We start from the raw sequence: 13,444 nt of genomic DNA, 5'->3' as shown, positions 1-13,444 counted from the left end.
TTCTAATTTTTTACCCTATCAAAATATGCTTAAATCTTTTATCGTAAGAAAACATCTATTTGTTATTGGTTTCTGGCTGATTTTCGGGATAACCATGTGGATTAATTTCCAGGCAGATTCCGGCAGATACAATTCACTTATCCAGACGTTAGCCATTGTAATAAGCTCCTTTATTTTCACTCAGTTTTTAACAAAAAACTTACTCCCGCAAGCCTTAAAAGAGAGGAAAATGAAAAAATTCCTACTCCAGGCAACGATTATGATTCTTTTACTGAGCTTTATTTACTCTTTTGTTTTTGCTTATATAGAAGTAGATTCCAGAACACCCCTAGCTCCTGGTTTTAAAAGTCACCTCCCTATTTTATGGAAAGGATTTTATTTAGCTCTTCCTGCATCCTTTCTTATTAATGGAACAGCGTGCGGAATAACATTTTATCAGGAACACGGAAAAATTGAAAGGGATCACATTCTTTTGCAACAAGCCCATCTGGAAAATCAGCTTAAGCTATTACAGGACCAGATAAATCCCCATTTGGTTTTCAATATTCTCAATCATATTCATATCTTGATGAAAACCAATACTGAGCTTGCTTCATTTTTATTGCTAAAGTTTTCAGATATACTGAGGTATCAGCTTTATCACTGTAATCAGAATCAGGTCCTGCTAAAAAAAGATGTTGAATACCTACAAAATCTTGTAGAAGTTGAAAAATTGCGTTGGGGAAATGAACTGGATGTAAAAGCAACCTGGGAACTTTCCACCGATAAAGCGACTATTGCTCCCCTTCTTCTCGTTCCTTTTATTGAGAATGCCTTTAAATATGTTTGCCGCTTGCCGGGGCATAAAGGTTATATTTTAATTTCATGTAAGGAAGAAGATAACCAACTTTCTTTTTATGTGGAAAATTCCTACTCCAGTATAACTGTGCATAAAAGTAAAGATGGTGCTCATGGAATAGGGCTTAATAATGTACAGAAAAGACTTGACCTTCAGTACCCGGATTCATACTCTCTCAATGTGGAGTCTGATAATCATGTTTACAAAATTTCTTTAATCCTAAATCTCTCTAAGGAAAATGACAAACAATAATATTCCCAAAATGAAATGTCTGATTATAGATGACGAACCCTTGGCAAGATTCTATCTAAAAGACATGGCGGATCAAATTGATTTTTTGGAAGTGGTGGATACCTGTGCTACCGCATTAGAGGCTAATAACAAAATACAAGAGAATCAAATTGACCTCATCTTTCTGGATATTAATATGCCTTATCTTACAGGCCTTGATTTTTTGGAACAACTGGAGAATCCGCCCTTATGTATTTTCACAACTGCTTACTCAGAATATGCCTTAGAGGGCTACAGACTACAGATTGTAGATTACCTTTTAAAACCTATAGCATTTAATCGTTTTTACCAGGCAGTAAATAAGGCACAGCAGCAATTCATTTTATTTGAAAGATCCAAAAGAAATATTTCTCTGGATGATCCTTACTTATACGTACGTCAATCCGACACCTTTATTAAGGTTTCCTGGGTAGATATTTTATATATTGAAAGCATGCAGAACTACACCAAACTGCATTTTAAAGATAAAACACTTGTCATTCATCAGACAATGAAAGCTATCGAGGAGTCCTTATCCCCTGAGCATTTTTTTAGAATCCATAAATCATTTCTCATCAATATCACTCATATTGAAATGATTGCAGGAGGCAGGCTTTATATTAATAAAACAGAGCTTCCTATTTCGAGAACCCGTAAAGAAGAATTGCTTAACCAGGTAGTCTATAAGAAGCTCATAAGTAAATAAATTAAGGGAGATTCCAGCGAAGAGAAACAGCCATATAAAAGGTGGAAGCAAAACGAGGATCTTCCATCTTTTTTGATTTAAATATGCTTTTGATCTTACGGTCATTTTCACTAAAGCTCCTCAGGAGAGCAGTTCCTCCGGTAAGACGTAGACTTACATTTTTGCTGATCTGTAATTCAGGCCGTATCCCTGCTGTAATTTGCTGATAGCCAAGCAGCGTGGATTTTCCTCCTTTATTCCTTTCTACCGTCATCCCGTTTAATCCAACGACTGCCTTGATAGCAAATTTATCTGAAAACTGATAGCCCGCCTCCATTCCTTCAGGAAAGTTGATGTTGAATTTGATTTTATTTCCCGTTTTCCAATCGAAATAGATCCAAGGCATAATCATGGGTACTCCAAATGCAGTAGTAAGCACAGGGCCTGCTCCAAGCGCAAGATTAGGAGTAAAGTTTTTTATAAACAATAAACCTCCCTGGCCTAAAACATCATCAAAGTTTACATTTTCAAGGTCGGTATAAACGCCGGCTGAAGCGGTAACCATCATGCTCCATTTTCCACCCAAAGGTCTTATATGCTGTAATCCAACCTGCGCATTCAGCATCTGATCAGGAAATAAATGAGTTTCATAGTTCTTATGGGACAGTTTAGCATAAGATCCATTAACAAGTAATGACCATGATTTTATTTTTCCTTCACTTATTTTTTTCATGGAAAGAGGAATGCTGAAGCTTATATCCATTCTTTTAAAATCACTTTTGGAATCCGTTTTCATACTATCCTCAGGGCGGATGTAACTTGAATAAGGAATATATTCCGTTTTTAATTCTCCGGATAATCCGGATTGTGCGTTGAGCAGGCAACTTAAATGAGTAAAACCATAAAAGGCAATCAAAAGACCCTTCTTCATAATGTAAAATTTTCACAAAGAGAGTGTATTCAAAAAGCGAAACAAAAAATACTTGATTAAGTGTGTACATCTTGTGATGACCTGAAATAACTGCATGACCAATAGATGCCATACGCTTGTTCCTATCCTTATTTATGATCTCATGCGGCTTAGTCTCAGCGCAGCAATACGATACAAAAGCCACAGTACTAGTACTGTGGCTTCTAACAATATTGAAAATTAAGTATTACTTTATTATCCCTGCTGGTTTCCCAAAAAAGCATCCCAGCCTTGCGCTGTAAGCGATATCAACTGGTTGGAACCTCTGGCCACCATAAAATTCCCGTCCTCCTTATCTACAGCATGTCCTATAATCGTAAAATCAGGGTGGTTTTTTATTTTATCAAAATCTGCCGGTGCGATTGTAAATAATAATTCGTAATCTTCACCTCCACTTAATGCTGTTACAACAGGATTCAAATTCATTTCATCAGCAGTTGAGATCGTAAGGCTATCCATAGGGATCTTCTCTTCATATAGCCTGAATCCGACTTTTGACTGGTCAGAAAGGTGCAGTATTTCAGAAGCAAGCCCATCAGAAATATCGATCATAGAAGTTGGTTTTATATCCAGCTCTTTAAGGATCGTTTTAACATCTGTTCTTGCCTCTGGCTTTAATTGTCTTTCCAGAATATAATCGTATCCTTCCATTTCCGGCTGCATATTCGGATTTGCCAGGAAAACGGCATGCTCTCTTTCTAAAATCTGTAACCCCATATAGGCTCCTCCAAGATCTCCGCTTACGACCAATAAATCGTTCGGCTTCGCACCACTTCTTTTAACCAGATTCTCTTCATCTTCAATTCCTATAGCGGTAATACTCATTACCAACCCTGTATTAGAACTGGTGGTATCTCCTCCTATTAAATCTACTTTATATCTCACGCAAGCAGCCTGTATACCGGAATAGATTTCCTCTAAAGCTTCTACAGGAAACCGGTTGGAAACGGCAAGAGAAACTAAAATCTGTGTAGGAGTAGCATTCATCGCCGCTACATCACTTAAATTGACAACAACAGCTTTGTATCCTAAATGCTTTAATGGAACATACCCCAGATTAAAGTGAACACCTTCTGCCAATACATCAGTAGTAAGGACCACTTTCTTTCCGCCCGGATTGATAACTGCTGCATCATCTCCAACTCCAAGCTCCGAAGATTCATTGGACAAAGGAAAATGTTCCGTTAAGTGTTTGATCAATCCAAATTCTCCTAATTTGGAAATGGGTGTTAGTTCCTGAGATTTATCTTCAAACATATCTTTTTTATTTATAAATGATGACAGATAATTGATAAATGCTGTTCGATATTCTTTTATCCATGATTATTTATCAATTATCATTTATTTGTTAAACTCTGAAGGATCAATGTTATGAGGATGGAAAGGGAACTTTTTAAAATCCTCTCTGGTTAAAACTTCAGTGTCTGGTGTTTTATATTTATTCATTGCTTCAATAACATCATCCGGAGGAGTGGTCATTTTTCTCAGCATCATATCAATCCATACCCCTGTAGCTTCAGACGTTGCACAATGCACACCATCCGGAGTATAGAATTTGTGTATAAAACGGTAGATGGAAGAATCTTCCGAGCAACCGCCTATTTCCACACTCACGATCACCGTCTGATCAGCATAGATTTCTTTAAAAAAAGAATATCTTTCATGAAGCATAACAGGTCCTATCCCCCATCGACTCAACTGGGTAACTCCCATTTTTTCTTTTGTCATAAAAGCCATCCTGGCTTGTGCACAATACTGCACATAAGATGAATTTGCTAAGTGTTTGTTGGCGTCAAGATCGCTCCAACGCACTTCGAAGGTATGGTAGAATGTCATTTGAAATTGTATTTAGAATAATAAAATTATAATCTTCAAAAATACTCAAATAAGATGGTTTATAAAAATTGTACTTTTGGAAAAATAATCTTCACCATAAGATTACAGGTACATGAAACAAATTATTATTATCGGAGGAGGTGCAGCGGGATTTTTCTGTGCATCCAACCTTGACGAAACCAAATATAAAATTATTATTCTCGAACAAAACTCGGATGTCCTCCAGAAAGTAAAAATCTCAGGAGGAGGTCGTTGTAATGTAAGTCACGCTTGTTTTGACCCCAAAGAATTGATTCAGTTTTACCCTCGTGGGAACAAAGAACTTTTAAGTGTTTTTACCAAATTTCAGCCCGGAGACACCATGGAATGGTTTGAACAACGAAATATTTCGTTGAAAATAGAAAATGACAACAGAATCTTCCCTGAAAGCAATTCTTCACAAACAATTATCAATACTTTTCTCAACGAAGTCCAAAAGAAAAATATAGATGTAAAAACAAAATCTGTTGTAAAAGAAATTGTAAAGGATGGTGAAAGATACATTGTAAAGACCAGCTCGGAAGACCTTGTAGCGGATTACATCATTTATGCTACAGGAAGCTCTCCAAAATCTCTGAAAATTGTAGAAAGTTTAGGACACAGAATCATTAGCCTTGTTCCCTCACTTTTTACTTTCAACATTAAAAATGATCTTCTGAAAGACCTTGCAGGAACCAGCTTTGAAAATGCAGAAGTTTCAATACCAAAGTTGAAAACAGCGGAAAGTGGGCCGCTCCTGATAACACATTGGGGATTATCCGGACCTGCCATACTGAAAATTTCGGCCTGGGAGGCGATCAATCTGGCAAAGGTGAAATATAACTTTGAAATTGAAGTAAATTTCATTTCAAAAACACTAGATGAAGCAGAGGAGATATTTCAAAACTTCAGACACAGCAATCCTAAAAAGACCATAGGTCAGTCGAAAATATTTGAAGTTACCAACAGATTCTGGCAGAAAATTCTTGACACTTTAAAAATAGATCTCAATAAACAGGTAGCTCATATTTCCGGAAAGGAAATGCAAGCGATCCTTATCAGTCTCTGCTCTAAAAAACTTCAGGTTACAGGCAAATCAACCTTTAAAGATGAATTTGTAACTGCCGGAGGAGTGGATTTAAAAGAAATCAACTTTAAAAATATGTCTTCAAAGATCCTTCCTCGGTTTTATATTGCCGGTGAAGTATTAAATATTGATGCAGTAACGGGTGGGTTCAATTTTCAGGCATGCTGGAGTGAAGCATGGTTGATTGCACAGGATCTGAACATGAAATGATTATCTAGTCAATTATAACAAGGATGTAATTGCAGTGTTTTTAATTCAAAAGAAATATCAGAATATTCTTAAAATCCTTTTAATGATAGGATTCGGTTATTTCTTTTGGCTTATGCTTCAAATTACCCTGGAATATATTCCTATAAGCCCTGAAGTAAGCTTTTTACAGATCAAACAGACGGAGGTAAGTCATAGACCTGAATATCTTTACCTCTTCTACATTCATGTTTATACCAGTATATTTGTACTGTTACTGGGCTTTTTAGCGATTCTGAGAAAAGATTTCGGTTTGAAAAGCCTACACAAAAATATAGGAAAGAGCTATATTTTTGTGGTATTATGCCTCTCTGCTCCCTCGGGAGTTTATATGGGTATATTTGCCAATGGAGGATTCCTTTCAAAATTTTCTTTTATTATTCTGGGAATCCTGTGTGGATTACGACCTTCAAAGCCTTTAAGCTGGCAAAACAAAAAAAATTCCTCCTCCATAAGCAATGGATGTGGAGAAGTTTTGCATTGACACTATCTGCTATTACTTTAAGAATGTGGAAAGTTATTATTGTATATTTATTTCATCCAAATCCGATGGATGTATATCAGATCATTGCCTGGCTTGGTTGGATTCCTAATATCCTTTTAATTGAGTTTTTAATCACAAAAAAAATACTATGAAAATTTTAAATTACACTCTCGTATCTCTGTTAGCAGTCGCGTTATCAAGTTGTAAAAAAGAAGCTAAAAGTGCAGGCCCTGCAATGGCAAAAAAAGACTCTGTTGTAATTCCGGAAATCCATAAAGAATACTATGGAATCTACACGGGTGATTTCGGCGGAAAGGAAAAAGTGATTGACGAATATGACGGTAATGAATATGAAGATAACATATTTAAAAAAATCTCTGTAAAAATTAACAAGATTACCAAAGACAGTGTATATGGACAAAGCATTGTAAATGGCAATCAGCGACCATTCCGTGGCATTTTTAATGAAGAAACAAAGTCTTTTGTACTGGATGAACCCGGAAATGATAAAACCGATGGAAGATTTGAAATAAAGCTCAATAATGACAGCTTAACAGGTAAATGGACAGCCTTCAATAAAACAGCAGTAAAGTCCCCTTCAAAGACGTTAAAGCTTATAAAAAAAGATTTTGTGTATAACCCTAACTTTATGCTGGACGAAAACTCTGACCTGGTAGATTGGTCGAATCCTAAAGATTTTATTGAAAAGTATACTGATGAAGAGACGGGAAAAACAGAAAGCTATACAACCTCGAAAAACAGGGTCGCTTCTGAGGCTATTTTTAAAATCAATGCTTCCAAACAGAAGTTAACAGAAAAAGATCTTAAAAACCTGAGAAAACTTGATATGGAAATCATCAAAAACTCTGTCTTTGCAAGACATGGATACTCATTTAAAAAAGAAACCTACAGAAACTTCTTTGAACATACAGACTGGTATATTCCCGTTTCGAATAATGTAGATCATGATCTTTCCCCAGTAGAAAAGGAAAATGTTGCTTTATTAAACCGTTTCATCAAATATGCCGAGGATAAATACGACAGATTTGGCCGTTAAAAAATAAAAGATGATAAAAAAATATCTTAGCCTTTTTGCTTTAATTTTCTGCATGGTCTTTCTTTCTGCACAAAAAGACTCTGCTTCCACTCAGAAAAACCATTCGGTTATTTCTCCCGACGAACTTGCCGGATACAAAAACCCTGAATTTCCTGGTGGTCATCAGGCATTTGTAAGAAAGATTCAAAGCAATTTCCAAACGTCATTATTAACTAGGCTCAATATCAGTACAGCAAAAGCGGTAGCTACATTTATAGTAGAAAAAGATGGCAGCATGAGCCAGATACAAATAGAATCCTACGAAAATGAAATCATAAAAAAAGAATTCTTGAAGGCTCTTCACAGTGTACATACAAAATGGATTCCCGGAGAAAAAAATGGAGAAAAGGTCAAAATGAAAATGAAACAGCCTCTAATTTTCTGGCTGGAATGATTTATTTTCAGCTACTTTTATGATAAGATAGAGAAATAAACATCCTATCGCATAACATGTGATATCTACCCATGAAAATGAATTTCCTATAACAATATACATCAGGCTTCCTTTTTGGAAGCCTGCTTTTTCTGCAACATTAAAATACTGAGCAAATTCAATGATACAAGAGAATATAAAAATTCCTGTAATAAGTTTTGTATTATCAATTGTAATGAAGCTTTTGACAAAAGTATAAAGAAGGATTACAACAATAACATCTCCCAAATAGGCCCTGACAAAGAAAACATTTTTTATTGCAGTAGCAATTATAACTTCTGTCAGAAATAGTAGAATCGTCAGAATAAGGTATTTGATATTAAATTGTAGTTTCATTTTCCGGGTTTAACAAAAGTCATTATACTGGATATAATAAAGCGGGCATGTGCCCGCTTTATTCATTTTTATTACAAATAGGAGATTATTTTTTTACTTTTACGGTACATCCTATTGCAACCGTTTTTGTCATTTTAACAGGCTCTCCCTTTAGTAAAGCATTGACTGCATCTTGTGCGTAATACTCTGAAACATCATTGGGATTGTCGTAATTGTTATCGATCGCTCCTATATATTTAACAATATTCTTTCCATTTTCTTTTTGTAAAATAAAAACATGCGGCGTTTTAGTTGCCCCATACTGAGGATAAATTTTTTGTCCCTCATCCACTAAATAAGGAAATGTAAAGCCTTTTTGTTTAGCCCTTTCAATCATTTGCTGGTATCCGTCTTCCTGTTGTACATTCGGATCATTCGGGTTAATGGCAATTACGGGATAACCTTGTTCTTTGTATTTTTTATCCAGCGCAATAATCCTGTCTTCGTATTTCTTAGCATACGGGCAATGGTTACAGGTGAAAATAATAATAAAGCCTTTAGCACTTTTATAATCACTAAGGGAAACCATTTTGCCATCAATATTTTTCAGTTTAAAATCTGTTGCCTCATCTCCTATTTCGTATCCTTTTTCAGATGTTATAAAACTATATTTCTCTTTTACTGTGTTCTCATTATTCTTTGCGGTAAAACTCAATAAGCCGAAACCAATAATAAAAGATGTTATGATAATTTTTATGTTCTTCATAGTATTATAAATATTTAAAGTAAATTTTTATTAATAACAGACTCAAGTTCAGTTTTGCTCATTTCTCTATCATTAAAAAAGATCTTTTCGCCTCCATTATAAAACAAAGTTACGGGAATATTTCCATCCCAGCTTTTTTCGAACCGGGGAATCCATGTATTCATTCTTTTGATATCATCCAATAAAATAACTTCAGCAGTAAGCTTTTTATTTTTGATAAACTTTAGCACTCTTTCCTTATCCGCTAATCTGTCGAGTGAAACTAAAATCATTTTAAATTTCGGATTGTCTTTATTCTTGTTATTTACTTCCATAAAATCAGGAAGTTCTTTTACACATGGAGCACAAGTCGTTGACCAAAAGTTCAGGACAAGGAACTTATCGGTTTCCTGCTGAATACGTTTTTCAAGCCCTTCATATTTCACAGAAGAAATTTCAGTCTGCTGTGCCTTTGAAATGGTAACGCCTAATGATAGGAATAAAATTTTTAAGAAATGCTTCATATTCAAAATTAATAAAAAGTTTCATTGATTAATGATTTTCAACTAATTAATGTACCTGAATTCAGGTATTTTTCATGAATTTCATTCACCAATTATGGATATATCAGAATTAAAAATGTAATTTAGTTTAGTCAAATTAAAAGTTTTTATTATGAAAAAATCAAACACTAAATCAAAAAAACTAACTAAAAAAGAGTTGAAAGAAATTAACGGTGGAAGAGTTGTCTGCCCAAGGGTAATCAGCTGCATTGACCGTCATACAGGTCAGGAACGCTATGGTGTGCCAGGAGTTCAGGATGATTATTGCTGCTAATTGGTTGTACTAATAGCTAACCAAATAATAACAAATCTACGATGACACCATTATCTGGTGTCATTTTTCACACAAAACAATGTATTTTTAAACAAATTAAATATTATAATTATGAAAAAATCAAACATCAGAATCATAAAATTAACTAAAAAAGAGTTGAAAAAAGTTAACGGAGGTGTGGGACATGATTGCCCTGTTGTATTTAGCTGTTTTGACAGAAATACAGGGGAAGAATTAATAGGAGTTCCGGGAATACAAGATGGGTATTGTTGCTAATTCAAATTAGCTACAGCATAAAAAAGAAAGCCATATGGCTTTCTTTTTTCTTATTAAATTAACCCCCAATCATCTTTTTTATTGCATTAAGCTTCATTAAAGCTTCTATTGGGGTTAGCGTATTGATATCTATTTTAGTAAGTTCTTCTCTGATATTTTCCAAAACAGGGTCGTCTAGCTGAAAAAATGATAACTGCATATTTTCATCTGTCACTCTTTTAATACTTTCCGATGAAGTCCCCTGAGTTCGGCTTGCTTCCAGGGTTTTTAGAATCTCATTAGCCCTGTTAACCACTTTCGCCGGCATTCCGGCCAGTTTTGCCACATGAATACCGAAGCTATGCTCACTTCCACCCGGAACCAGCTTTCTCAGAAAGATAATATTCCCTTTATTTTCCTGTATGGAAACATGGAAATTTTTCACCCTTTCAAAATTAACTGTCATCTCATTCAGCTCATGGTAGTGGGTTGCAAATAATGTCTTAGCCTGACTTGGATGCTGGTGCAGATATTCTGCGATAGCCCAAGCAATTGAAACCCCATCATAGGTTGATGTTCCACGACCAATTTCATCCAACAGGATCAGACTCCGTTCTGAAATATTATTAAGAATGTTAGCCGCTTCATTCATCTCAACCATAAAAGTAGATTCCCCGGCAGAAATATTGTCTGTCGCTCCTACTCTGGTAAATATCTTATCTAAAACCCCTATTTCAGCATGTTTTGCCGGCACAAAACTTCCTATTTGCGCCAGAAGACAGACGATCGCCGTCTGACGAAGAATTGCAGATTTACCCGCCATGTTTGGGCCGGTAACCATAATGATCTGTTGGGAATCCTTGTCTAAAAAGATATCATTAGGAATATATTTTTCTCCCAAAGGAAGAGCATTTTCAATAATTGGGTGTCTTGCCTCCTTCAGATCAACAATGTAGCCATCATTCAAAATAGGCTTTGTATAGCTTTCTGAAACAGCAAGCTCCGATAATCCTACCGCTACATCGAGCTGCGCAATGATATTCGAATTTTCCTGAATCTGGTCCATATAAACCATTGTTTCAGAGCACACATTCCTGTATAACTCATTCTCTAAAACACTAATCTTTTCCTCAGCTCCAAGAATCTGACTTTCATATTCTTTTAATTCTTCAGTAATGTAACGTTCCGCATTAACGAGTGTCTGCTTTCTCAACCAATCTCCTGGAACTTTATCTTTATGAGTGTTCCGGACCTCAATAAAATATCCGAAAACATTATTAAAATCTATTTTAAGGCTTGAAATCCCGGTTCTTTCTATTTCCCGTTGACACATTTCATCGAGAAAGCCCCGCCCTTTGCTTTGAAGGTTTCTAAGCCTGTCGAGTTCTTCCGAAATCCCCTCTTTAATTACTTTCCCTTTTGAAATATTTACAGGAAGTTCTTCATTGAGTCTATCCTGTAAAGACTGAATCAGTTCTCCAAGATCATAAAGCGGTTCAATCCATGCCAGCACATCAGCAAACGGATGAAGTAAGTCCTTAATTGTATGGATATTAACTAAGCTCTGACGAAGATAACCTATTTCTTTCGGGGAAATTTTTTCTGCTGCTAACTTTCCCATCAAACGATCGAGGTCGGAAATAGATTTCAGCAATTGAGAGATCTCATATTTTAATCCATCGTTCTCATTTAAGAAGTCAATAAGGGATAACCTCCTTTGAATTTCATTAACAGATTTGAGCGGAAGAATAATCCTTCTTCTTAAGAGCCTGCCTCCCATTGGGGTTGAAGTCCTATCAATAATATCTAACAAAGACTTTCCTTGTGGGTTGCTTGGATATACAATCTCTAGATTTCTTAATGTGAAATTATCCATCATCAGGAAATCATCTTGGGGGATCACCTTGATTTTAGTGATGTGGGCAAGTAAGTTATGATGAGTATCTTCTACAAGGTACGCAAATATAGCTCCTGCCGCTGTAATTGCCAGGGAGAGATTTTCTATACCAAATCCCTTTAATGAATTGGTTTTGAACTGCCCCGTTAACTTCTCATATGCAAAATTGTATTGAAAAGCCCAATCTTCCAGTTTGAAAGCACTTTTATTTTTCAACTGTTCAGGGATCTGAACACTTCTCTGATAGATAATTTCGCTGGGATCGAAAGTGCTTACGATATGCAAAAGCTTTTCGAGAGTTCCCTCACTTACCAAAAATTCTCCGGTAGAGATATCAACCAGTGCGATTCCAAACTTTTCCTTTTCTTTATGGATTGAAAGCAAGAAATTGTTCTTCTTGGAGCTAAGTACTTGATCATTAAAAGTAACTCCCGGGGTTACCAGTTCTGTCACTCCTCTTTTTACAATACCTTTTACCATTTTAGGATCTTCCAGCTGATCGCAGATAGCCACTCTAAGTCCTGCACGAACTAGCTTAGGCAGATAAGAATCTACTGAGTGGTGTGGAAATCCTGCCAGTTCAATATGACCTTCTCCGTTCGCTCTTTTGGTAAGCACAATTCCAAGCACCTGAGAAGCACGGATTGCATCCTGTCCAAAAGTCTCATAAAAATCTCCCACTCTGAATAATAAAAGAGCATCCGGGTATTTTCCCTTGATGGTATTATACTGAGCCATTAATGGAGTCTCCTTCTTCGTTTTTGCCATAATAAAAAATGAAGGTCAAATTTAAAAAATAAATTCAGGGTTAAAAAATTGTTTCTCTATTAATCTTACGAGCTCCTCTTTTGTTTTGATTAATTTTTTATCGTACTTTTCGATAAAATTAAGTAATGGATTTTCCAATATTAGAAACAGACAGATTAATTTTACGACAACTTACCCGGAATGATGCTAAAGATTTATTTGAATATTTTTCTTTAGATATTGTGATGGAATATTATGATCTGGCAACTTTTACAGAATTGGAAGAGGCCGAAAAACTAATTGACACATTTAATAACGATTTCGAAAATAATAAGGGATTTAGATGGGCTATTGAGCTGAAAGGAGAAAATAAGGTTATAGGAACCTGTGGCTATCACAATTGGTTTCACGAACATTTTAAGGCGGAAATAGGATATGAACTGAATCCTGAATATTGGCAAAAAGCTTATATGAAAGAAGCGGTACAACCTATTTTATCTTTCGGATTCGAAAAAATGAATCTTCACCGAATAGAAGCTTTTATAGATCCCGCTAATATCTCTTCTGAAAAACTTTTGTTTTCAGCTGGTTTTCAAAAAGAAGGAACCATGCGCGATTTCTTTTTTGAAAAGGGTAAGTTTGTAGATGCTACTATTTTCGGCCTTTTAAAAGACAGAAAATAAAA

Annotated in this window: 15 protein-coding genes and 1 pseudogene; 9 read left to right on the top strand and 7 right to left on the bottom strand. The window is 35.6% G+C overall.

Features of this window, described 5'->3' with window-relative positions:
- Window positions 1–25 precede the first annotated feature (25 nt).
- The gene (locus tag PFY10_13790; GenBank protein ID WBV55300.1) at window positions 26–1,090 is read left to right on the top strand and encodes a histidine kinase; all 1,065 of its coding nucleotides are present in this window, start codon (window positions 26–28) and stop codon (window positions 1,088–1,090) included.
- Entirely contained in the window at window positions 1,077–1,814 is a 738-nt protein-coding gene (locus PFY10_13785; protein ID WBV55299.1) for a LytTR family DNA-binding domain-containing protein, read from the top strand. Before PFY10_13790 ends, PFY10_13785 begins: the two co-directional genes overlap by 14 nt.
- A gap of 1 nt (window position 1,815) precedes the next feature.
- Here the strand turns inward: PFY10_13785 and PFY10_13780 are convergent, their stop codons facing one another.
- The 3 genes from PFY10_13780 to PFY10_13770 form a co-directional block, all read right to left on the bottom strand.
- The gene (locus PFY10_13780) at window positions 1,816–2,724 is read right to left on the bottom strand and encodes a DUF6268 family outer membrane beta-barrel protein (GenBank protein ID WBV55298.1); all 909 of its coding nucleotides are present in this window, start codon (window positions 2,722–2,724) and stop codon (window positions 1,816–1,818) included.
- Between the two features lie 234 nt (window positions 2,725–2,958).
- Window positions 2,959–4,020 carry a thiamine-phosphate kinase gene (gene thiL, locus PFY10_13775; protein WBV55297.1) on the bottom strand — a complete coding sequence of 354 codons (1,062 nt, stop codon included), beginning with the start codon at window positions 4,018–4,020 and terminating at the stop codon, window positions 2,959–2,961.
- Between the two features lie 84 nt (window positions 4,021–4,104).
- Window positions 4,105–4,599 (bottom strand): acyl-CoA thioesterase, encoded by a 495-nt coding sequence (locus PFY10_13770; GenBank protein ID WBV55296.1) that lies wholly within the window; start codon window positions 4,597–4,599, stop codon window positions 4,105–4,107.
- A 112-nt stretch (window positions 4,600–4,711) separates the two neighbouring features.
- On the opposite strand from PFY10_13770, the gene PFY10_13765 reads away from it, so the two are divergent.
- From PFY10_13765 to PFY10_13750, 4 genes and pseudogenes are all read left to right on the top strand, one after another.
- Window positions 4,712–5,914, top strand: a complete 1,203-nt coding sequence (locus PFY10_13765) for an NAD(P)/FAD-dependent oxidoreductase (GenBank protein ID WBV55295.1) — start codon at window positions 4,712–4,714, stop codon at window positions 5,912–5,914.
- Window positions 5,915–5,996: 82 nt separating this feature from the next.
- Window positions 5,997–6,586: pseudogene (locus tag PFY10_13760) on the top strand (DUF2306 domain-containing protein).
- Window positions 6,583–7,491: a YARHG domain-containing protein gene (locus PFY10_13755; protein WBV55294.1), complete on the top strand. Its 909-nt coding sequence runs from the start codon at window positions 6,583–6,585 to the stop codon at window positions 7,489–7,491. The pseudogene PFY10_13760 and the gene PFY10_13755 overlap by 4 nt, the downstream one beginning before the upstream one ends.
- 10 nt (window positions 7,492–7,501) lie before the next feature.
- Complete coding sequence (locus PFY10_13750) at window positions 7,502–7,924, top strand: hypothetical protein (protein WBV55293.1); 423 nt, start codon at window positions 7,502–7,504, stop codon at window positions 7,922–7,924.
- Here the strand turns inward: PFY10_13750 and PFY10_13745 are convergent.
- From PFY10_13745 to PFY10_13735, 3 genes are all read right to left on the bottom strand, one after another.
- On the bottom strand, window positions 7,904–8,299 hold the full coding sequence (locus PFY10_13745; protein WBV55292.1) for a DUF2809 domain-containing protein: 396 nt from the start codon (window positions 8,297–8,299) through the stop codon (window positions 7,904–7,906). The genes PFY10_13750 and PFY10_13745 overlap by 21 nt on opposite strands.
- Window positions 8,300–8,384: 85 nt before the next feature.
- The gene (locus PFY10_13740) at window positions 8,385–9,044 is read right to left on the bottom strand and encodes a thioredoxin family protein (GenBank protein WBV55291.1); all 660 of its coding nucleotides are present in this window, start codon (window positions 9,042–9,044) and stop codon (window positions 8,385–8,387) included.
- A gap of 14 nt (window positions 9,045–9,058) precedes the next feature.
- The gene (locus PFY10_13735; protein WBV55290.1) at window positions 9,059–9,547 is read right to left on the bottom strand and encodes a TlpA disulfide reductase family protein; all 489 of its coding nucleotides are present in this window, start codon (window positions 9,545–9,547) and stop codon (window positions 9,059–9,061) included.
- A 151-nt stretch (window positions 9,548–9,698) separates the two neighbouring features.
- Between PFY10_13735 and PFY10_13730 the strand changes: the two genes are divergently transcribed.
- Together PFY10_13730 and PFY10_13725 are read left to right on the top strand one after the other, a co-directional pair.
- Window positions 9,699–9,860 (top strand): bacteriocin, encoded by a 162-nt coding sequence (locus PFY10_13730; GenBank protein ID WBV55289.1) that lies wholly within the window; start codon window positions 9,699–9,701, stop codon window positions 9,858–9,860.
- Window positions 9,861–9,971: 111 nt separating this feature from the next.
- On the top strand, window positions 9,972–10,136 hold the full coding sequence (locus tag PFY10_13725; protein WBV55288.1) for a bacteriocin: 165 nt from the start codon (window positions 9,972–9,974) through the stop codon (window positions 10,134–10,136).
- 58 nt (window positions 10,137–10,194) lie between these two features.
- Here the strand turns inward: PFY10_13725 and mutS are convergent, their stop codons facing one another.
- Window positions 10,195–12,780 carry a DNA mismatch repair protein MutS gene (mutS, locus tag PFY10_13720; protein ID WBV55287.1) on the bottom strand — a complete coding sequence of 862 codons (2,586 nt, stop codon included), beginning with the start codon at window positions 12,778–12,780 and terminating at the stop codon, window positions 10,195–10,197.
- A 125-nt stretch (window positions 12,781–12,905) separates the two neighbouring features.
- Between mutS and PFY10_13715 the strand changes: the two genes are divergently transcribed.
- Entirely contained in the window at window positions 12,906–13,442 is a 537-nt protein-coding gene (locus PFY10_13715; protein ID WBV55286.1) for a GNAT family N-acetyltransferase, read from the top strand.
- The last annotated feature ends 2 nt before the right edge of the window (window positions 13,443–13,444 follow it).

The sequence above is a fragment of the Chryseobacterium daecheongense genome (genome assembly GCA_027920525.1).
Classification (GTDB): Bacteria; Bacteroidota; Bacteroidia; order Flavobacteriales; family Weeksellaceae; genus Chryseobacterium; species Chryseobacterium proteolyticum.
The sequence above is the reverse complement of the archived record's forward strand: the minus strand, read 5'-3'. Positions and strand labels throughout refer to the sequence as shown.